This window comes from Mucilaginibacter sp. SG538B, assembly GCF_013376065.1.
Classification (GTDB): domain Bacteria; phylum Bacteroidota; class Bacteroidia; order Sphingobacteriales; family Sphingobacteriaceae; genus Mucilaginibacter; species Mucilaginibacter rubeus.
The window spans coordinates 1630003-1649979 of record NZ_JABMJI010000001.1; the positions used below are offsets into that span (position 1 = coordinate 1630003).

26 protein-coding genes are annotated in these 19977 nt (G+C 41.1%); 9 read left to right on the plus strand and 17 right to left on the minus strand.

Annotated features, from left to right (window positions below):
- The first annotated feature begins 103 nt into the window (after positions 1 to 103).
- Positions 104 to 445 (plus strand): helix-turn-helix domain-containing protein, encoded by a 342-nt coding sequence (locus FHW88_RS06570; protein ID WP_090524822.1) that lies wholly within the window; start codon positions 104 to 106, stop codon positions 443 to 445.
- 23 nt (positions 446 to 468) lie between these two features.
- Here the strand turns inward: FHW88_RS06570 and FHW88_RS06575 are convergent, their stop codons facing one another.
- The 6 genes from FHW88_RS06575 to FHW88_RS06600 form a co-directional block, all read right to left on the minus strand.
- Positions 469 to 1590, minus strand: coding sequence for a GNAT family N-acetyltransferase (locus FHW88_RS06575; RefSeq protein WP_176624046.1), 1122 nt, complete (start codon positions 1588 to 1590; stop codon positions 469 to 471).
- Positions 1591 to 1674: 84 nt separating this feature from the next.
- Entirely contained in the window at positions 1675 to 1869 is a 195-nt protein-coding gene (locus FHW88_RS06580) for a hypothetical protein (protein WP_090524826.1), read from the minus strand.
- Between the two features lie 140 nt (positions 1870 to 2009).
- A complete protein-coding gene (gene scpB, locus FHW88_RS06585; RefSeq protein ID WP_176624048.1) occupies positions 2010 to 2561 on the minus strand; it encodes an SMC-Scp complex subunit ScpB in 552 nt (183 codons plus the stop codon).
- Between the two features lie 70 nt (positions 2562 to 2631).
- Positions 2632 to 3756 carry a cyclic dehypoxanthinyl futalosine synthase gene (gene mqnC, locus FHW88_RS06590; RefSeq protein ID WP_176624050.1) on the minus strand — a complete coding sequence of 375 codons (1125 nt, stop codon included), beginning with the start codon at positions 3754 to 3756 and terminating at the stop codon, positions 2632 to 2634.
- Between the two features lie 146 nt (positions 3757 to 3902).
- Positions 3903 to 5405, minus strand: a complete 1503-nt coding sequence (locus FHW88_RS06595) for an ATP-binding cassette domain-containing protein (RefSeq protein ID WP_176624053.1) — start codon at positions 5403 to 5405, stop codon at positions 3903 to 3905.
- A gap of 97 nt (positions 5406 to 5502) precedes the next feature.
- Positions 5503 to 5727 (minus strand): hypothetical protein, encoded by a 225-nt coding sequence (locus tag FHW88_RS06600; protein WP_090524834.1) that lies wholly within the window; start codon positions 5725 to 5727, stop codon positions 5503 to 5505.
- A 363-nt stretch (positions 5728 to 6090) separates the two neighbouring features.
- Here FHW88_RS06600 and FHW88_RS06605 point away from each other — a divergent pair, with 363 nt between their 5' ends.
- Positions 6091 to 6258 (plus strand): hypothetical protein, encoded by a 168-nt coding sequence (locus FHW88_RS06605; RefSeq protein WP_175489913.1) that lies wholly within the window; start codon positions 6091 to 6093, stop codon positions 6256 to 6258.
- 82 nt (positions 6259 to 6340) lie between these two features.
- Complete coding sequence (locus FHW88_RS06610; protein WP_090524838.1) at positions 6341 to 6796, plus strand: PA2169 family four-helix-bundle protein; 456 nt, start codon at positions 6341 to 6343, stop codon at positions 6794 to 6796.
- Between the two features lie 79 nt (positions 6797 to 6875).
- On the opposite strand, the gene FHW88_RS06615 is transcribed toward FHW88_RS06610, so the two are convergent.
- The 3 genes from FHW88_RS06615 to FHW88_RS06625 form a co-directional block, all read right to left on the minus strand.
- Positions 6876 to 7319, minus strand: a complete 444-nt coding sequence (locus FHW88_RS06615; RefSeq protein ID WP_090524839.1) for a hypothetical protein — start codon at positions 7317 to 7319, stop codon at positions 6876 to 6878.
- A 113-nt stretch (positions 7320 to 7432) separates the two neighbouring features.
- On the minus strand, positions 7433 to 7639 hold the full coding sequence (locus tag FHW88_RS06620; RefSeq protein ID WP_090526183.1) for a hypothetical protein: 207 nt from the start codon (positions 7637 to 7639) through the stop codon (positions 7433 to 7435).
- 178 nt (positions 7640 to 7817) lie between these two features.
- Positions 7818 to 8021, minus strand: coding sequence for a hypothetical protein (locus FHW88_RS06625; RefSeq protein WP_090524841.1), 204 nt, complete (start codon positions 8019 to 8021; stop codon positions 7818 to 7820).
- Positions 8022 to 8350: 329 nt separating this feature from the next.
- Here FHW88_RS06625 and FHW88_RS06630 point away from each other — a divergent pair, with 329 nt between their 5' ends.
- Positions 8351 to 8920 (plus strand): RNA polymerase sigma factor, encoded by a 570-nt coding sequence (locus tag FHW88_RS06630; protein ID WP_090524843.1) that lies wholly within the window; start codon positions 8351 to 8353, stop codon positions 8918 to 8920.
- Between the two features lie 12 nt (positions 8921 to 8932).
- Entirely contained in the window at positions 8933 to 10024 is a 1092-nt protein-coding gene (locus tag FHW88_RS06635; RefSeq protein ID WP_090524845.1) for a S1C family serine protease, read from the plus strand.
- A gap of 192 nt (positions 10025 to 10216) precedes the next feature.
- Here FHW88_RS06635 and FHW88_RS06640 read toward each other — a convergent pair whose 3' ends face one another.
- The 3 genes from FHW88_RS06640 to pdxH all read right to left on the minus strand — a co-directional run bounded on the left by FHW88_RS06640 (position 10217) and on the right by pdxH (position 12747).
- A complete protein-coding gene (locus tag FHW88_RS06640; protein WP_176624943.1) occupies positions 10217 to 11341 on the minus strand; it encodes an NADH-quinone oxidoreductase subunit D in 1125 nt (374 codons plus the stop codon).
- Positions 11342 to 11605: 264 nt separating this feature from the next.
- Entirely contained in the window at positions 11606 to 12103 is a 498-nt protein-coding gene (locus tag FHW88_RS06645; RefSeq protein WP_176624055.1) for an NADH-quinone oxidoreductase subunit C, read from the minus strand.
- Positions 12100 to 12747, minus strand: coding sequence for a pyridoxamine 5'-phosphate oxidase (gene pdxH / locus FHW88_RS06650; RefSeq protein WP_176624057.1), 648 nt, complete (start codon positions 12745 to 12747; stop codon positions 12100 to 12102). The genes FHW88_RS06645 and pdxH overlap by 4 nt, the downstream gene beginning before the upstream one ends.
- A gap of 109 nt (positions 12748 to 12856) precedes the next feature.
- Between pdxH and FHW88_RS06655 the strand changes: the two genes are divergently transcribed.
- Positions 12857 to 13420, plus strand: coding sequence for a YqgE/AlgH family protein (locus tag FHW88_RS06655; RefSeq protein WP_176624059.1), 564 nt, complete (start codon positions 12857 to 12859; stop codon positions 13418 to 13420).
- A gap of 142 nt (positions 13421 to 13562) precedes the next feature.
- Here FHW88_RS06655 and purE read toward each other — a convergent pair whose 3' ends face one another.
- The 4 genes from purE to FHW88_RS06675 form a co-directional block, all read right to left on the minus strand.
- Positions 13563 to 14063: a 5-(carboxyamino)imidazole ribonucleotide mutase gene (purE, locus tag FHW88_RS06660; protein WP_090526185.1), complete on the minus strand. Its 501-nt coding sequence runs from the start codon at positions 14061 to 14063 to the stop codon at positions 13563 to 13565.
- A 39-nt stretch (positions 14064 to 14102) separates the two neighbouring features.
- Positions 14103 to 14453: a four helix bundle protein gene (locus FHW88_RS06665; RefSeq protein ID WP_176624061.1), complete on the minus strand. Its 351-nt coding sequence runs from the start codon at positions 14451 to 14453 to the stop codon at positions 14103 to 14105.
- Between the two features lie 48 nt (positions 14454 to 14501).
- Positions 14502 to 15641, minus strand: coding sequence for a 5-(carboxyamino)imidazole ribonucleotide synthase (locus tag FHW88_RS06670; RefSeq protein WP_091210454.1), 1140 nt, complete (start codon positions 15639 to 15641; stop codon positions 14502 to 14504).
- A gap of 65 nt (positions 15642 to 15706) precedes the next feature.
- On the minus strand, positions 15707 to 16096 hold the full coding sequence (locus tag FHW88_RS06675; protein ID WP_090524856.1) for a hypothetical protein: 390 nt from the start codon (positions 16094 to 16096) through the stop codon (positions 15707 to 15709).
- A 194-nt stretch (positions 16097 to 16290) separates the two neighbouring features.
- Here FHW88_RS06675 and FHW88_RS06680 point away from each other — a divergent pair, with 194 nt between their 5' ends.
- The gene (locus FHW88_RS06680) at positions 16291 to 17172 is read left to right on the plus strand and encodes a glycosyl transferase (protein WP_091167987.1); all 882 of its coding nucleotides are present in this window, start codon (positions 16291 to 16293) and stop codon (positions 17170 to 17172) included.
- Between the two features lie 491 nt (positions 17173 to 17663).
- On the opposite strand, the gene FHW88_RS06685 is transcribed toward FHW88_RS06680, so the two are convergent.
- Positions 17664 to 18878: an NAD(P)/FAD-dependent oxidoreductase gene (locus FHW88_RS06685; protein WP_176624063.1), complete on the minus strand. Its 1215-nt coding sequence runs from the start codon at positions 18876 to 18878 to the stop codon at positions 17664 to 17666.
- A 64-nt stretch (positions 18879 to 18942) separates the two neighbouring features.
- Here FHW88_RS06685 and FHW88_RS06690 point away from each other — a divergent pair, with 64 nt between their 5' ends.
- Positions 18943 to 19476, plus strand: coding sequence for an NADH-quinone oxidoreductase subunit A (locus tag FHW88_RS06690; RefSeq protein WP_255485215.1), 534 nt, complete (start codon positions 18943 to 18945; stop codon positions 19474 to 19476).
- Positions 19469 to 19951: an NADH-quinone oxidoreductase subunit B gene (locus tag FHW88_RS06695; protein ID WP_176624065.1), complete on the plus strand. Its 483-nt coding sequence runs from the start codon at positions 19469 to 19471 to the stop codon at positions 19949 to 19951. The genes FHW88_RS06690 and FHW88_RS06695 overlap by 8 nt, the downstream gene beginning before the upstream one ends.
- Positions 19952 to 19977 lie beyond the last annotated feature (26 nt).

Here is a 19977-nt window from a genome sequence, read left to right on the forward strand (position 1 = left end):
TTTAAAATAAAAAATTACGCAAATTAGTTGATAATTAGCGTGATAATAAATATTATTGTAAAGTAATTAACTTTTGCGAAACCTACACTATTAATTTAACCAAATGAAAACTCTCGGAAAAAAAATCAGATTATTACGTCATCAAAAGGGGTGGAGCCAGGAGGATGTTGCAAAGAGATTGGATATTTCAATTCCTGCTTTCTCAAAGATTGAAACAGGGATCACAGATATTAATTTATCAAGGCTTGAGCAGATAGCAAACCTGTTTGAAATGTCAGTAGTTCAGTTGCTTACATTTAATGATACCGAACAGGATCAGAAATTTGTTAACGAGCTTGAAACCGTTAACAAACGCTTAATGGACCGTGAAACTGAAGTAATCGATTTGCAAAAAAAAGTAATTGAGCTATTTGAAGAACTTCGACATTCAAAAGTAACCGCATAATTTGGTGGCCCGGTTTGACCGGGCTAATCAAAAATGTAACGCATTGTTAAATGCTTTTTGCCAAATGTAGCACCAACTGCTTCATGGATGGCAATCATTTTGTCGTTAAAATCGCCTACCCAGGATAGTTCAAGCTCATCATAACGCTTGAGAGGCAATACATATTCCTTTAATTTTATAAACATCGCCGATTCGAGGCCGTGCTTCTGGTACTTTTGTTTCGTGCCCATCACAATAGCCCGCATGCGGGATACCCCTTTCCAGCGGTAGTATAAAAATTTAAGTTTACCTATCAGGTCCAGTTTGCCGTTTAGCGGTTTAAGCATCTGGTTAGCATCGGGCAAAATGATCATGAAGGATGCCGGTTCATCATCAACATAAGCAAACCAGATCAATTTTTCGTCCATCAGGGGTTTCATTTTTTCGAAGCTTTCCATGATCGTATCGTATGTGATAGGAACAAAGTTTTCAAAATCTTTCCATCCATCGTTATAAACCTCAATAAAATCAGCTGCGAATTTTTCTATTTTTTTTATTTCAAAGTGCCTGAAATCGTATCCGGGCTTTTTTGCTACCCAATTAGCTATTTTGGTAAATCGCTCGGGGAAAGGTTTATGAGCGTCAACATGGTTAGTGATCTGCGCGTACTGGGTTTTAAAGCCGTACTCATCAAAAAAGGCCTGGTAATACGGATGATTATAGTTCATACCATAAGAGGGAGGAGTGAAGCCTTCAACCAGCAAGCCCCAAAAGTTGTCGTTTTCGCCAAAGTTGATGGGGCCGTCCATGGCTTTCATGCCGTTTTCCCTAAGCCAGTTTCTCGCGGTATCAAATAAAAGAAAGGCAGCTTCTTTGTTATCGGTACACTCAAAAAAACCCATACCGCCGGTTGGCTGCTCGTAATTGTATGCCTTTTTTTCATTAATAAAAGCAGCAACCCGGCCAATTAGATGGTCATTGTCATCTGTCAGGATCCAACGGGTACATTTACCATGTTGATGAAAGTTGTTTTTTGCCGGGTTAAATACAGCTTCAATATCATTATCAAGCGGGCAAACCCAGTTATCGTCATCTTTATAAATGATGCGGGCCACATCTAAAAAAGCCTTTTTTGTTGCTTTGTCCTTTACTTCTGTTACTTTCATTTATTGTACGCTACCGGTAGATAATAAAAAAAGCATCCAGAGGCATAGTCTGAATGCTTTGTAAATGTTATGTATTAAAAAGAATTAATAGTCGTCTTCGTCGTCGTCATCGAATGACTCGTAACCCCTGCCCAGATCATCATCTAATGGTCCGTCAAAATCATCATCATCGTCATCAACTACCTTCTTTTTCACTTTTGGGTCAAACTCATCATCATCATCAGGATCATTATCTGAGTTTTCGATCTTTTTAGTGTTCGGTTTCTTTGGCGCTCCCATTGTAATGGATTTTATAAATTAAACTTTGTCAATAATAATAATTAAAATCAGATAAAGAAAAGCGTTTCTAAAATCTTTTACCCTATTGATTCAATAGTAAAAATAATGAAAAATGGTTTTTTTTAAAACAGAAATTAAAATTATTCTGATTGCTCGCCAATGGTAGCGGTATTGTTTGTAAAGTCCTTAAGTTGAGGTAATTCCTCAATACTGTTAATGCCAAAATAGTCCATAAACAAAGCACTTGTACCATAAAGGATAGGTTTTCCGAGCCCTTCTGATTTGCCAATTATAGCTATTAGCTCTTTTTCGAGTAACTTTTGGATCGAATAGTCGCAGTTTACACCCCTGATCTGTTCTATATCGGGCTTAGTTACGGGTTGTTTGTAGGCGATGATAGCCAGGGTTTCCAAAGCGGCCTGGCTTAGTTTTTTCTTTGACCGTTGCAGCTGCAAAAGGTTAATAACAGCATGATATTCCTTTTTAGTGAGGAATTGATAGCCGTTGCCAATTTTAACCAGCTCAATAGCTAAGCTATGATGCTGGTATTTTTCGTGGATCCTGCCTATGGCATCGGTTACTTCTTGTGTATCAAAATCGCGCTCAAAAGCAGCCTGGAGGCAATACATGATCTCCTCCAACCGGATTGCCTGCTCTGATGCAAAAATTAGGGCCTCTATGTATTGTTCCATTTAGTCAGTGGCAGTTGCAGTTTTTAGTTGCAGTTATTTTTTTACTGCAACTGCCACTGCTACTAAGGGCTTAATAATTTATAACCTGTTCTTCAATTTCAACGGGGATTTCGCGCCACTCGTATCGCTGGGTACGAAGCTGGGGCTCAAAGCCGGCTTCTTTTATGGATTCCTGGATGCCTTTAGCGGTAAATCTGTGAGGTGCACCGGCTGCGGATACCACGTTTTCTTCAATCATGATCGATCCAAAATCGTTAGCACCGGCGTGCAAGCAAATTTGGGCAACCTGTTTACCCACGGTAAGCCACGAAGCCTGGATATTTTTAACGTTGGGCAGCATAATGCGGCTCAAGGCAATCATGCGGATATATTCATCGCCGGTAACATTATTGGTGATACCGCGTACTTTACGTAAAAGAGTACCGTCATCCTGAAAAGGCCAGGGGATAAATGCTATAAAACCATAGTTGCCTTCGGGTTTTTCGGCCTGTACCTCGCGGATCCAAACCAAATGTTCAAAGCGCTCTTCAATAGTTTCAATGTGGCCAAACATCATCGTAGCTGATGTTGGCAGGTTAAGCTGGTGAGCGGCACGCATTACATCAAGCCATTCCTTACCGCCGCATTTGCCTTTTGATATCAGGCGGCGTACGCGGTCGTTCAGGATCTCGGCACCGGCACCCGGTAATGAATCCAGGCCTGCTTCCTTCATTGCTCTTAGTACCTCAATATGCGGCATGCCTTCTAATTTAGCAACGTGCGCAATTTCCGGCGGACCTAATGAATGCAGTTTTAATTTCGGATAAAGCTGTTTCAGTTCGCGAAACAGGTCGGTATAAAATTTTAAGCCAAGATCGGGGTGATGCCCGCCCTGTAACAGCAGTTGATCGCCTCCGTACCGAAATGTTTCCTCGATCTTCTTTTTATAAGTTTCAATATCAGTAATATAGCTTTCCTCATGACCAGGACGGCGAAAGAAATTACAAAACTTGCAATTGGCTATACAAACGTTAGTAGTGTTAACATTACGGTCAATTTGCCAGGTAACCTTACCATGCGGAACCTGTATTTTACGAAGTTCGTTGGCTGTGTACATCAACTCGGCAGTAGAGGCGTTGTTATACAGATAAACGCCTTCTTCAAGCGTTAAAAAATCAAACCGCAACGCGCGCTGCAACAGATCGGCTGTATTCATATTACGCAAATATACGCAAGTTGGTAATTTGATTTTAACGGCTGTTAAATAATTGACAAAAAAGATAGAAAAGCAGAAAGCCTAAAGCAAAAAGCCCAAAGCTTGTTATTCCTTCAGCTTTCGGCTTTCAACTTTTGGCTTTCAGCTCAAGAAACTACCTTTCCCTTATCCAACCTCAAAACTTTATCAACACTGTTGGGTATTTCATGCTGATAGTGGGTAACATAAATAAGTGTAACATTACCCAGGCTGCAAATGGTATCAACCAGGTTTTTAAAGTGGAGTTGCTGATGATCGTCCATACCCTGGCAGGGTTCATCAAAAATAAGCAGTGCCGGGTTTTTAATGAGCGCCCGGGCCAGCAGACAGAGGCGTTGTGCACTTGCCGGGATGTTTTTGAGCAATACGCGAGCGTACTTTTCAATTTCCAAAGCTTTCATCCATCGTAAAGCAATTTCTGCACGGTCTTTATTGCTTGGCCTGAACAAGCCAAGAGTGTCGTAATAGCCCGACTCGATTACCTGCAAACAGCTATTATCAGTAGGGAAGTATTGATGCAGTTCGGGCGATACGAAGCCGATCTTTTTTTTGATATCCCAGATGCTTTCGCCTGTCCCGCGTTTTTTATCAAATAAAATAATGTTGTTAGCATAAGCCTGTGGGTTATCTCCATTGATTAAGCTTAGCAATGTTGATTTGCCCGCCCCGTTAGGACCCAACAAAGCCCAATGTTCTCCAGGGTTAATCTGCCAGTTTACATCATCCAGCACCACCTTATCGCCATACTTAATGTGTACCTGATCCATTTTTACAATGTGCTTGTAAGCGGTCGGGTTTTTATCGATGTTGAGTAAGGCATTCAACTCGTTGGTATCAATCGTATCGCTTTTATCCTGCTCAAAAAGTTCTGCTTTAAAATCCTGTTTGGGGCTTTCGTGTATAATAACCCCTTTGCTTAACACGGCGACATGGGTAATAGCAGTTGGAATTTCATGGATGGAGGTGGCTATTATGATGTTAATACCTGATACCATGATCTGCTCAATAATGCCATTAAATTCTTCACGGGTTTTTACATCCAGGCCGGTTAAGGGGCTGTCGAGCATTAATAATACGGGATTTTTAAGCAGGGCGGCTGCCAGCATCAAGCGTTTGGTTTCGCCGTTTGATAGTTTGATGATCTGTTTATTGAGCAGTGGTTCGAGCCATAATAATGAAACTACTCTTTCAAATGTCCAGGATGTATTGGTGCCGGGAAAGTGTGGTATTGTATCAAGATAATCTGCAACCGTAAGCGCATCTTCCGAATCGGATGAATTATAGCGTTGCTGATAGTAGAAATCTGTAGTGTTTGAAAGGTTGCGGAAATGATGTTTAGGCTCAACGAGGGCTATAAGCTTATGTGGCGTGGCAATATCATTGGCCTTGAAAAATTTGGAGTAATCATTCCAGAAATGATAAACTATTTCACCGCCTGTGATATTAAAACGCCCGGCTATGGTTTGTAGCAAGGCACTTTTCCCCGATCCGCTTTCGCCGATAAGGGCCCAGCTTTCGCCTTTTTTTATACTAAAGCTTAAGCCGGTAAATAATGTTGTATTTAAAAAACGTACAGTTGCTTTATTTATTGATAGAAGTGCATTTGTCATAGCTTAACCAGTAGAGTAGCGTGTAAATGTACTCATCTGAGTTAAAGCCATAAAAATTTTTTGTTGATTTATGGCGCTTGCTATCCTTCTCCTGTAATTAAGCCGTGCGTTTTAAGGTTTCAGTTGTAGCCGGTATTTCATTGGCCTTTTTGTTAAGCCGGTTCCAGGTGGCAAAGTCGATAGTGAGCGCTTTTACAAAATTTTTGCAGCTCTTGTTAGGGCATGTAAGTACCCAATATTTTTTATGCTGTTCAACATGAGGCCTGTTACCGCATTTAATGCAGTTTTCACATTGAATATTTGGTTGTACCGGTATTATCATAGTTGGTTGGAGATAAATTGTTAATAAATTATTTTATACTAAACCAGCACACCTGCTGTGGGCAGCCGGTGTAAACATGTAACCTTCTATAAATTAATTGATATGTTTAATTGGTTTATAACTTATATATATGAACGCTTTATGGCAGTGTTTGGTTTTAAAAATTTGAGATTATTTAGAAAATATTTCGAAGATTAAATTCCGGTTAAAGGCGGCAGTTTATTTATCCTCCCCGGAAACATATTGTATATATAGCTATACAATTAATCAGCTTAAATATCCTGTTATCGAAATTGGTTTTCGACAATAAGCCTGAGGTTAAAAAGGCCTGATTATTGCATGCCTTTTTATCAAACATTAACCATGAAAAACGCACATTTTTTATTATTCATTTTCGCCTTATTAACTATGAGCGGGTGCTCGGTTATAGGCGATATTTTTAAAGCCGGGGCAGTAACCGGTATCATAGCTGTAATAATTGTTATCGCTATTATTATTTGGGTGATCTCTTTATTTAGAGGGAAAAGCTAATTTTCATTTTGGATTATTTTTTATATAATTAATTAAACAATTTAATTTTAAAGGGGTTGATATTATATAAAAACATCTAATCATGGAAAATACACAAGCAACCGTAGAGATTTTAAATGATCTGATACAGATCAACAATGACAGGATTGAGGGCTATCAACGCGCCTCAAAAGATTTGAAGGATGGCGATACCGAACTGAAATCGCTTTTTACAAGGTTTATTGGCCAAAGTCAGGGTTACAGGCTTGCTTTGGGTACAGAGGTTAGTGCTTTTGGAAAAGACATTGAAACCAGCACAACTACCAGCGGCAAAATACACAGGGCCTGGCTTGATGTTAAAGCCGCGTTTACCGGGCATGATACCCACAACGTACTGGAGGAATGCGAATTTGGTGAAGATGCCATTTTAAAAGCATACCGTACCGCGCTTGAAGACGAAAATTTACCGGCCTACCTGCGCGAAACGATCAGCCAGCAGGAAAGTGAACTGCTTGACGCTCATGACGAGATTAAAGCCCTGCGGGATACTGTTCACTAAATTTATTGATAACTAATTAACCACCGGGGGGCAGTTTTATAACTGCTCCTTTTTTATGATTACTGTTAAGCGGTTGGTTTTATGGTTGAGGGATAATGTTTATATTTTTAACTTGCCAGCTATTTTTCTCGGCCCAGTCACCATCAGTATACAACATTTTAACTTCCCAGGCTGATTGTTCCATTTTGCCACTATCGTTCTCAATTTTTACTGTTGATTGTACCTCGTAGCTATTAATTGTTGTATCAATAACCGATTTAAAACTGTTGTTAGGAAAAACCGCTTTTTGAGGTTGTTTCAGCTTTTCCTTTACAAATAATTTTGCCATGGTAAAAGCTTCCTTTGCAGTTGGTTTACGGTTAAGATGAATTGCGCTGTTTTTACTTATGCCAAGCACTACAATAATAAATGTTATCGCAAAAACTATGGCAAAAAGGGTAGCAGTGCGTATATGCGGATGGCGGTGCCAGCCAATACTTTTACGCTCCTCGGCACTAAGCGTTTTCCATTCAGAATATTTCATATTTTATTATGTATCACATTAAGCAATACCAATAGAAATTGTTTGGCGGTTTTGAGCAAAAAAAAAACGCCTCCGGAAAACCGGGGGCGTTTTTTTTAACATAAAAAGTTAAATTACTTTTTAGTAGTGTCTTTTTTAGTGGTGTCAGCTTTAGTAGTATCAGCAGCCATTTTAGAAGTGTCAGCTTTAGTAGTATCAGCAGCCATTTTAGAAGAATCAGCTTTAGTTGAATCAGCAGCAGAAGATGATGAAGAACCTTTACAAGCAGCGAAAGAAACAGCGATAGCTAAAGCTAAAAAGCCTAATTTGAAATTTTTCATGTTTAATTTTTTTAATAAGTGATTTAATAGTTTACAGCTTAATACCAGAAATAAAAAAAGGTAACCCATAATTTTGAAAAAAAATTACAAGTCACCTTTTTTATTGATGGATAACTAAAAAATCAATAGAAAAAGATTAAAAATGATATTTAACTACTTTCTATCTTATCAGAAATAATTATTTCTTGGTGGTGTCTTTTTTAGTAGTATCAGCAACAACTTTAGTAGTGTCAGTTTTAGTAGAGTCAGTAACAACTTTAGTTGAGTCAACTACAGTAGTTTTAGTAGTATCACCTTCAGTTTTTTTAGAGTCACCGTTACAAGCTGAAAAAGAAGCTGCCAGAACTAATGCTACGAATGCTAATTTAAATGTGTTTTTCATTTTCTTAATTTTTAAAATGTTAACGTTTTGTGATCGTTTGTTACTTAATACGCATTAGTTGAAAAGGTAACCCATAAAAATTAAACCTTTGTAAATTCCATAGGGTTTGTAGTTTACGTACCGGTTTTTGCAAGCGGTTTTTTTATTGCAGATTTGCCTGCATAGTTTTTAACATTGGGTTACCTTGTTTACCTGCCGGTATTAACGTTAAATTAATGCAGCACACAATTGTTACAGGTAATGAAATGTAATGCCAATGTTATTAATTTATTTTAGTTTGATTTTTTTTGATAATAGTGGGTTACAATTTGACCTAAATAGTATTAAGAGTGAATAAAGACTTAAAAGCTTCGGCTCCAACAGATAGTGAAATAGTTCTTGGAATACTTAATAACTCGGAAATAGTGCTGAAGAGGCTCTACACAACTTATTTTCCGATGATATTACAGTTGATCATTAACAACAATGGCGATGAGGATGACGCGAAGGATATTTATCAGGAAGCCATTATCGTTCTTTACAATAAAATTAAAGCGGGTGATTTTGAGCTAAACAGTAAGCTTAAAACATATATATACTCAGTTTGCCGGCGGCTTTGGCTTAAAAGGCTGAGCCAAATGAACCGATATGGTGGTGACATCAGGGACTTTGAAGAACACTTACCCGTTGAAGAAGAAATTGATAACCATAACGACAGGGATATCCAGTTTGGTAAAATGGAGAGTGCGCTCCAGTTATTAGGCGAACCCTGTAAAACCATTATGGAAGATTTTTATATAAAAAACAGATCGATGCAGGAGATCTGTGAGCGGTTTGGCTACACCAATGCGGATAATGCCAAAACGCAGAAGTACAAATGCCTGCAAAGGCTGAAGAAACTATTTTTTCAGCAGAAATAAGGAGATCAAGAGATGAGTGATAACCAACTAACAGAATTTATTGAACGGTACCTCGACGGTAGCATGACCGCCGAAGAACGTGTTCAATTTGAGTTGCTTCGCAAAAACGATGCGGCTGTTGAAAGTAAAGTTACCGAACACATTAAATTTATAGGCTTACTGAAGCAATATGGCGAACGCCTTGAGCTTGAGAATCGCTTAAACGCCATTCATAATGAAATTGATGTTCATGCGCTGAAAGAAGAAGTAATGATCCATCCGGTATGGATTGTGCGCATGTGGCGTAATCATCATTCAAAAATATCGGTAGCCGCTTCAATTGCGATCTTTGGCGTTTTGACTATCCTGATCCTGACAGGTAAGCTGAATAATGATAAGTCAAAATATCAGCAACTGAGCGAAAAGATCAACAACATGGAGAAAACGGTTGCTCAGATAGGCCATGGACGTACTCCGGTAAAACCCAAAATAACCAGGACACCAGCTAATTTCAGGGGCACCGGTTTTGCGCTTACATCAAATGGTTACCTGGCTACAGACTACCATGTGATTAAAAATGCTGATTCGGTTTATGTGCAGAATGCCGTGGGCGAATCATTTCATGCTAAGGTTATTTATACCGAACCACAGTATGACCTGGCTATTTTACAGATCAATGATCCATCATTTAAAAACCTTGGCCCTATACCATATAACGTTAAAAGGGCCGAAGGCGATCTTGGAGAGAGCGTATACACACTCGGTTACCCGGCCGATAATATGGTTTATGGAGGAGGTTATTTAGCATCGGCAGCAAATTATTCGGGCGATACTACCGAATATGTAATTTCTGTTCCGGTAAACCCCGGCAATTCAGGTGGACCATTACTTGATGAAAAAGGAAACGTGATAGGTGTTATTACCGCGCGTCAAACCCAGGTTGCAGGTGCGTATTTTGCTAAAAAATCAACTTACCTGTTAAAAGCGATACAAAATATCCCAACCGATTCATTATCGAAAACGCTTAATTTGAATACTAAGAATAAATTAGCTGGATTAAGCCGTACTCAACAGAGTAGCAAACTCAAAAATTATGTGTTTATGGTTAAAGTGTATAACCAGTAATCATCAATAGCCCACTCAATAAAAATTAATATATTAAAATGAGAAGAGACACCGTGAGGGGTCTCTTTTTTTGTTTGACAATAGTGTCACGTCATTGCGAGGAGGAACGACGAAGCAATCGCATACCGTACAGGGCGGTCATGCTTCCGTGCGATTGCCGCGCTACGCTCGCAATGACATAATAATTGTTGTCTACCTATCCACCTCGCCTAAAACAAAGTCGATAGAACCTACAATTGCTATCAAATCGGCAATTAATACACCCTTGGATAGCTCGGGCAGCACCGAAAGATTATTAAAGCTTGGCCCGCGGGATTTTACACGGGTTGGGATCTCTGATTTGCCGTCGGTAATAAAATAAAAGCCAAGTTCGCCTTTGGCGCCTTCGCAGCGTACATAATAATCCTGTGCTTTAGGAATTGTTTTGCGGGGCATTTTAGCACGGGGATCAAAATCAGGCGTACGTTTCAATTCTTTCTGCAAACGGTCAAGGCATTGTTCAACTATTCTTAATGATTGCTCAATTTCATCAACACGTACCTTGTACCTGTCCCAGCAGTCGCCAACTTTGCCCATCAGGCCCTGCCCAATCGGGATTTCAAAATCAATTTCGGGGTAGGCCGAATAATTATCAATCCGCCGCAAATCCCATTTTAAGCCCGATGCGCGTAACATAGGGCCCGAGCAGCCATAGTTAATAGCTACATCAAGCGGCAAAACGCCCACGTTGGCTGTGCGCGAAATAAATACCTGGTTGTCGGTAAGCAATTGGTTTAGCTCAACCATTTTAGGCTTAAAATACTCCAAAAAATCCCGGCAGCGTTCTTCAAAGCCAACCGGCAGGTCGTAAAATAAGCCGCCTACCCAAATGTAATTGTATAACATGCGCGAGCCCGACGCCCACTCCAGCATCCCCATAATATGCTCCCTGTCCCTGAAACACCACAGGAAGGGGGTAAAGGCGCCTATGTCAATGCCGTAAGTGCCAATGGCTATCAGGTGCGATGCTATGCGGTTTAGCTCGCAAACCAGCACACGGATGTACTCCACACGCTTAGGAATATCCTTGTCAATACCCATCATCCGTTCAACACCCATTACAAAGGCGTGGCTGTTGTTCATCGAAGCCAGGTAATCCATCCTGTCGGTAAAAGGGATGGTTTGCTGGTAAGTTAATGATTCGGCATGTTTTTCAAAGCAGCGGTGCAGGTAGCCAATATGGGGGATCACCTCTTTTACTATCTCGCCATCGGTAATTAATTCCAGGCGTAAAACCCCGTGAGTTGAGGGGTGTTGCGGACCTACATTAAGTACCATATCCTCAACGCTGGCCCCAGCTATCTTTTTATTGTACCTGAGGAGTGCTTCTTCGTATTTGGGGTTTGTAATGACCAATTTTATATCCGGTTAAATTTATATCCGGTTGTATATTGCTTGAGATATATAGCCGGCTACCAAAAATCAGCTTTTTTTTTCATTTGTGGGCTACTTTCGCTGTAAAAATGAAGTAAACAAAGCTGTGATCAAACTGCTTACCTTAGCTTATTTCGCCCCGTTAATGCCAGGAAACTTTATTTGAGGTTAATCTATCCTGATGCCTTTATAAAATTCGGCGTTCTGGTAATCTTTCCGTAAAGGGAAACCTTCCCAATCGTCGGGTAGCAAAATCCGGCGAAGATCGGGGTGCCCTTCAAAGTAGATCCCCAGCATGTCATAGGCTTCGCGCTCATGCCAGTCGGCAGTGCGATAAACAGGGGTCACGCTTTTAAATTCGGGCAGTTCGTTACTTTCTTTTGGATGGGCTTTGCTTATTTTTAAAGTAAGCTGTGTTTTATAGGGGATTGATGCCAGGTGATAAACCACACCGTAGCGGTTTACTTCGTCGTTATAATGCACACCGCTCAGGCTCGACAGGAAATCGAAATAAGTTTTAGGATTGTTCCGCAATTCCAGGCATACGGCCGCAATATCATCAGGGTTAATTAACAATGCGGGTTGCAGACCGCCTGTTTCTTCGCCGGTAATAACGGTGTCACCAAATTTTTCGGTGAGCAGGTTTTTAATATCATCAAAACTCATGGTGCAAGGCGTACTTTTTTCCAGGTTTTTTTATCAGTTTTTTTATACAGGATGCGGTCGTGCATGCGGCTTGGCCGGCCTTGCCAAAACTCAACCAATTGCGGGTTTAAGATATATCCACCCCAATACGATGGTTTAGGCACTTCCTTATCAGCATATTCGGCTTCCAGTGCGTTCCACTTTTGCTCCAATGCATCGCGGCTTTCAATTTCCTGGCTTTGGGGAGATACTATTGCGCCAACCTGGCTGCCTTTAGGGCGCGAATGGAAATATTTTTCAGACTCTTCTTTGCTTACTTTTTCAATAGTGCCTTCAATACGCACCTGGCGCTCAAGGCCTCCCCAAAAAAATGTTAACGCGCCCTGGGGGTTTTTGGCTATCTCTTTGCCCTTGCGGCTTAAGTAGTTGGTAAAGAATATAAAACCGCCTGCATGAAAGCCTTTTAAAAGTACAATCCGTGCCGAAGGTTTACCGGTTACGGTGGCAGTTGAAAGCGTCATGGCGTTGGGTTCATGCAATTTTGCCTCCAAAGCTTCGTTAAACCATTGTTCAAACTGTTTAATAGGATCGCCCTTAGTGCTGTTTTCTGATAGGGTAGAGGCACTATAATCCTGCCTTAAATTTTGTATTTCCTGCTGATTCATTTTAATGCAAACTTACAAATTAATTAAACCGTATATAATGATGTAAATCATTATTCGTAATTGAACATATTTTTACTATGCTTGTTACGTAATTAAACAGCTAAACTTTATGCTTAGTCCAATAGCGGCCGCGGCAGGCCATTTACTTATTTCGGAACCCTTTATGATGGATCCGAATTTCAGGAGATCAGTAATCATTTTAACAGAATACTCTGCGGAGGGAGCTATGGGCTTTATCCTGAACCATCAAAGCGAATATTTATTGGGCGATGTATTGCCCGATGTATCATACTCCGAAATGCCTGTTTATGAAGGCGGCCCAGTAGCCAAAAATACACTGCATTTTATCCATTGCGCGCCCGATAAAATAGAAGGCGGCATTGAAATAGCCGATGGCCTTTACTGGGGCGGCGATTTTGAGCAGGTAAAATATTTAGTATCCAATTACCAGTTAAGCACCGAAGAAATTAAATTTTTTGCCGGATACTCTGGTTGGACACCGCAACAGCTTGATGAAGAAATAAAAGAAGACAGTTGGATTGTGACTAATAAGTTTGATATAGAAACACTGTTCACCCTCGATGAACAAAATCTTTGGCGCCAGGTGGTGATCAGCCTCGGCCAGCGCTACGCCCACATCGCCAATTTTCCGGAAAATCCAGCGTTGAATTAGTGGCAGCTTTTAGTTGCAGCAGCAGTTTTTAGTAACAGGGGCAGCTTTTAGTAGCAGTAAATAATAAAAGGGCATGTTCATAAACTTGCCCTTTACTTCTTATAATCTGATTGCTGCTGCAACTGCCACTGCAAATTGCCAACTATTCTTCCCCTTCCATTTCCCTTGCCGACTCTTCAACTTTCTTTTTAAGGTTTTCTTTAAAATCGATAAGGTTTTTTACCAGGTACTCATCTCCTGTTGACAGGATTTGTGCAGCAAGGATCCCTGCGTTTTTTGCAGCGTTTAAAGCTACAGTGGCTACCGGGATACCGTTTGGCATTTGTAGTATAGATAGGATTGAATCCCAGCCGTCAATAGAGTTGCTTGATTTTACCGGTACTCCAATCACCGGCAAATGGGTTAATGAGGCTACCATGCCCGGCAGGTGGGCTGCGCCGCCGGCTCCAGCGATGATCACTTTAATACCCCTGTCGGCAGCAGCACGGGCGTAACTAAACATCCTATCGGGTGTACGGTGGGCCGATACCACGGTTATTTCATATTCAACGCCTAATTCGGCTAAAACATCAGCAGCATCCTGCATTACATTTAAATCGGATTTGCTGCCCATTATAATGGCGACTTTTGTAGTGTTGTTCATAGTTAATGGTTCATAGATCATGGTTCATGGGAAGATCAGCTATATGGAGTTTTTTAACGCCGTGATCATTTTTACCAATACTTCATAATCAGCATAAAAAATTTTAAAGTTTTCTTCAACGATATAGTTTCTTCTCTTTGCAATAAAAAGACAGCTTACCACTTCAATGGCAGATCTTAGTGAATAACCTAAAAAGACCTTAAAAACTGCTTTACTCTGTCCAGTTGATCCTTCAGCGATATTCAGAACAACAGAATCAGCCGCACGTTTTATCTGTGATGTTAAAATATAAATTTCTTCTTTGGGAAATGACTTCGTTAGTTGATTTATTTGTTCATCCAAATCCATAGCTTTCTGCCAAACCTGAAGATCCTCAAATCTAAATGCCATTTGTTCTACTATAAACTATAAACCATGATCTATGAACCATGAACTAAACTAACTAATTACTTTCAGTGTTTTCTGCACAAACCGTGCCTTTTCAATCGCTTTTTCACGATCTGCGTCAACAATAGTGACGTGGCCCATTTTCCTGAAAGGCTTGGTCAGCGCTTTGCCGTAAAGATGAATATATACACCCGGTACTTTTAAAATCTTTTCGATACCCTGGTAAATGGCAGGTCCTTCATAACCGGCTTCACCTAAAACGTTCACCATAATGGCGTTGTTAAGGCAGGCTGTATCGCCCAAAGGCTGATTAAATATCGCCCTCAAATGCTGCTCAAATTGAGATACCACATTGCCTTCAATAGTTTGGTGACCACTGTTATGCGGGCGCGGGGCAAGCTCATTCACCAGGATGCGGCCTTGCTTATCTAAAAACATTTCAACCGCCAGCAAGCCCACAATTTTAAGACTGTCGGCTATCTTTTTAGCAATCTGCTCTGCTTTTTGTTGGATGGCGAATGGAAGGGTAGAAGGAGCGATCAAAAACTCCACCAAATTGGCTTTAGGGTTGAACTCCATTTCAACCATCGGGAAGGTGCTGATCTCGCCGTTTTCATTACGGGCCACAATTACCGCAATCTCTTTTTCAAAATCTATCCATTGCTCAATCAGGCTCGGCTCTTTAAAAGCGCCGGCAAGGTAGCTTTCATCAATTACTTTATATACACCTTTGCCGTCATAACCATCCTTACGTAGTTTTTGAATATAAGGGAAAGGGATTAAACTTTGCTGAAGCTGCTGAGGTGATGATATGATCTGGAAATCGGCAGTAGGGATATCATTTTCCTTGAAAAATTGCTTCTGCAGACCTTTATCCTGGATGAGGCGGATAATGCGGGATTGCGGATAAACCAATACGCCCTCTTTTTCCAATTGTTCAAGGGCGTCAACGTTAACCTTTTCTATTTCAATGGTAAGCAGGTCGACAGTTTTACCAAAGTTATAAACGGTTTCATAATCACCCAATGAGCCTACGGTAAACTCGTCACACAGTTTGCGGCAAGGCGCTTCGCGGTCCGGATCAAGAATTTTAACAGTAACATTATAGTTTATGGCTTGCTGTATCAGCATACGTCCTAACTGTCCGCCGCCTAAAATACCCAGTTTTAAATCTCCGTAAAATGCTTTCATATTTGAAGATGCAAGTTTAGCCTAAATCTTTCAAAAAGCCTATAAATGCTTTAAACAACAATGGTTCAACGTCGTTTTTTGGTCATTAGATAATAGAAAACGCTGTGTACTATGATAAAACTAATGGCCGTAATAAAGTAAAGCGTTTTGTTTTCGGGGTTTAGCTGTAAACGGAAGGCGGTAATGACAAATACAACAGAGCCCGAAAAATAAAGCACCAGCCTTATAGACAGATTGTTGTAATACGCCGGGTTGGCTAAAAACAACATGGGCAGGGTCATTATTAAAATAAAGATGTTGAGTAAAGCCACGCTTTCGGACAATGAGGGGAGTATCCCGTTTAGGTCCTGGCTTACGCCTTTATGCTGCAGCGAGTAATAAACCGCACTTGCTACTATAGATATGATTACCGAAAAAAGAAAAGTTTTGAAAAGTTGCCTGGCGAGTGCCTTCATAGTGATATTTATTGATATGGATTACCGCAAACTGCGCAGTAATTTTATTATTTGCAAAGTAACGCATCGGGATGCAAAATGCACTAATCCCAATGTCACAAATTGAAGATACCTGCAATCTGTTGATCTTGGGAAGCGATGTCTTGAATCTTGTATCCTGAAGTCTTGATTCTGTTATTATCTTTACGCCGCATATGAAAGTATCCGGTTTTACCTTTATCAAGAACGCTGTACGTAATGATTATCCCATTGTTGAGGCCATTACATCCATATTACCGCTTTGCGATGAATTTATTGTAGTAGTAGGTAACTCCGATGATGGTACCCGGGGATTGATCGAGGGCATCAACTCGCCGGTTATAAAAATCATTGATTCGGTTTGGGATGAATCATTAAGGGAAGGCGGAAAGGTTTTCGCTGCCGAAACAGATAAGGCTTTTGCAGCTATATCGCCCGATGCCGACTGGTGTTTCTATATCCAGGGCGACGAAGCGGTGCATGAAAAATATCATCCGCTTATCAAAAAGGAAATGCATGAAGCTTTAAATAAACCCAACATTGAAGGCTTACTGTTTAAATACCTGCATTTTTATGGCTCATATGACTATTACGGGCATTCAAGGCGCTGGTACCGCCGCGAAATCCGGTTGCTCAAAAATATTAAGGGTATCCATTCATATCGTGATGCTCAGGGATTCAGGCTTGATGATCGTAAAATCAACGTAAAGCTTATTGATGCCTATATATATCATTACGGCTGGGCAAAGCCACCACAAGGGTTAACCCATAAGGTGCGTAACTTTAATAAGTTTTATCACGACGAAACCTGGTTTGCTGAACACTTGCCCGAAACCTATGAGTTTGATTATGGCAATGCAGATCGCTTGATCCGCTTTACCGGCACGCATCCGGCAACCATGCAAAAACGAATAACAGCTACTAACTGGAATATCGATTTTGACTCCAAAAAACTAAGGGCTGGTATGGACTTCCGCCGTAAGGCACTGCAAAAGATTGAAGACCTTACGGGCTGGCGCGTTGGTGAGTACAGGAATTATAAGATAGTGGAGCGGTAGTTAAAAAACGCTATTAAAAATAGGTATTTACACTCATAACTTTGGTGGCGCTATTTTGTCAGCGCTATTTCTAACCGGCGCGGTCAATATCAAAAAAATCCAAAAAGGCTTAAAAAATGGCAAAATAAAAAGGGTGTTTTAGCCCGTATGTGAAACCAGAAGCGCTTACTCCTTAAAGTTTTAATTGTTGATAATTAGATATTTAACAGTGTTTCGTGTAAAATATTATGTATTTGATAATCAATGTGTTTCATTTTTAAAGCGTTCCGCGTTTTCACTCTCAAAAAATGGAACAGTCCTCTTTTTTAAAAAAGAACGCCGGGCTTTTTTTTATTTTTTTTTGGAGAATCAAAAAATTGGGACACCCGATTTGTTACAATTGCAAAGGAGGATTTCCCGGCATCACCGAACGTCGGCAAATGAATGATAGTGGCAGGTTAGCTGGTAAAATAGCATCAACGAAATCAGCGTAATCGCAAAAAAGTCAACGGTCATATGTTTTGCGCTATCACAAAACCGCTTGCCCAGGCCCATTGAAAATTATAACCGCCCAGCCATCCGGTAACATCCACACATTCGCCGCCAAAAAACAACCCGGGGACTTTTTTAGCCTCCAATGTTTTGGATGATAGTTCATCGGTGGCCACACCACCGCGCATTACTTCGGCCTTGTCATAACCTTTATCGCCGGCAGGTTTTACCTTAAAATCGTGAATGAGCGCGCTGATATTTTCAATGTCGGTTTTAGTGAGTGATGCCATGTTTTTTTCGGCTGGGAGTTTGTCACTTAAAGCCTCGGCAAACTTGCGGGTATATAAAGATGCTATATAAGCGAGCAGCATTTTTTTGCCGTTGGTTTCCTTTTCCTGCTGAATAAGGTCGGCTATGTTTTGATTGGGGAGGAGATCGATGTTAATGATTTCACCGGGTTTCCAGTAGGAGGAGATCTGTAATATGGCTGGCCCGCTAAGGCCCCAGTGGGTAAACAGGATATTTTCTTCAAAGCTTGCCCTATCATTCCAAACACGGCAAAAGATACTATTGCCTGATAATTGTTCATACCAGGGCTGGTCTTTACCGGTAATGGTAAGGGGCACCAGCGCGGGGGCGGTATCGGTAACTTTTAAGCCGAAATTGCGCGCCGTTCGTAAACCAAAATCAGTAGCGCCCATTTTGGGGATGGGCAAACCGCCGGCAGCCATCACTACACTGGCAGCGCTTATATATTCCTGTCTGCCGTTAACTTCGGCACGAACTGTAAAACCATCGTCAGTTTTTTCTACCATTTTAACTTCGGTATTTACCCAGATCTCCTGACCAAGGTCATCGCACAGGTTAGTAAAAACCTCAACTACGTCTTTGGCCTTGTCACTCACCGGGAAGAGCTGGCCGAGCGTTTTTTCTTTACCGGTGATGCCATAAGTTTCAAAAAAGCTGATGGTATCATCAACTGTCCACTGCGAAAATGCTGATTTACAGAAATGTGGGTTTTGCGAAATAAATTGCTGATCGGTAGCGTAAAGGTTGGTATAGTTACAACGCCCGCCGCCACTGATGAGTATCTTGGCGCCAACCCGGTCGTTTTTTTCAAGTACCAATACCCGCTTGCCTAAAAAGCCGGCCTGTACGGCGCACATGAGGCCGCATGCGCCTCCGCCAATTATTATAGCGTCAAAATCTGTTTGTTTTACTAAATTTGTACTCATGACGGATGTTTCGCAAATATCAGAATTTGGAAAGATACTCATCTTTATTATTACTGGGATAATAATGGTGTGCGTGATATTTTTTATCAACAAACTTTTGGCCCCCAATAATCCCAACGCCGAAAAATTAAGCTCATACGAATGTGGCGAAGAGCCTACCGGTAATGCCTGGTTACCCTTTAATCCCCGCTTTTATGTGATAGCGCTGGTTTTCCTGCTTTTTGATGTGGAGATGGTGTTTATTTTTCCCTGGGCAACCGTATTTGGCAGTCATGAGCTTGCAGCACAAGACGCACGCTGGGGCTGGCTTTCACTTGCCGAAATGTTTGTGTTTTTGGGCATCCTGATTATAGGTTTAGTATATGTTTGGCGCAAAGGCGACCTGGACTGGATCAAGCCAACCCCGATTGTGCCGCATACCGATGTGCATATTCCGCCATCCTTGTACGAACAGTTGAACCAGGAACAAAGCAGTTTTACAGTAAAAGCTTTCAACGCTGATACAGTATCAACTGCAACTGCAACCGCCACTCCCTCACCAGAACCAGCCCGCAAACCTATGTTTAAGCCAACTTTTAAAAAGCCTGCAAATGAGTAACGATATAACAAGTGAGAACGGTGGTGTAGTGGTAACCAAAATGAACGATCTGCTTAACTGGGCGCGTTTGTCATCATTATGGCCGCTTAGTTTTGGTATAGCCTGCTGCGCCATTGAAATGATGGGCTCTATGGCCTCCACTTATGACTTGGACCGCTTTGGTGTTTTCCCGCGCCCCTCTGCCCGCCAAGCCGATGTGATCATCATTGCCGGTACAGTTACTTTTAAAATGGCCGAACGTATTAAACGGCTTTACGAGCAAATGCCCGAGCCTAAATATGTGATCTCGATGGGCTCATGCTCTAACTGCGGCGGGCCATACTGGCAGCATGGCTACCATGTGGTAAAAGGCGTTGACCGGGTGATCCCGGTTGATGTGTATGTACAAGGCTGTCCGCCACGTCCTGAAGCCTTAATTGGTGCTATTTTAGAATTGCAGAAAAAAATTGAGGGCGAACAACTGATAAAAGCCTGATACCCGATATTTAGCCTTAATTAACC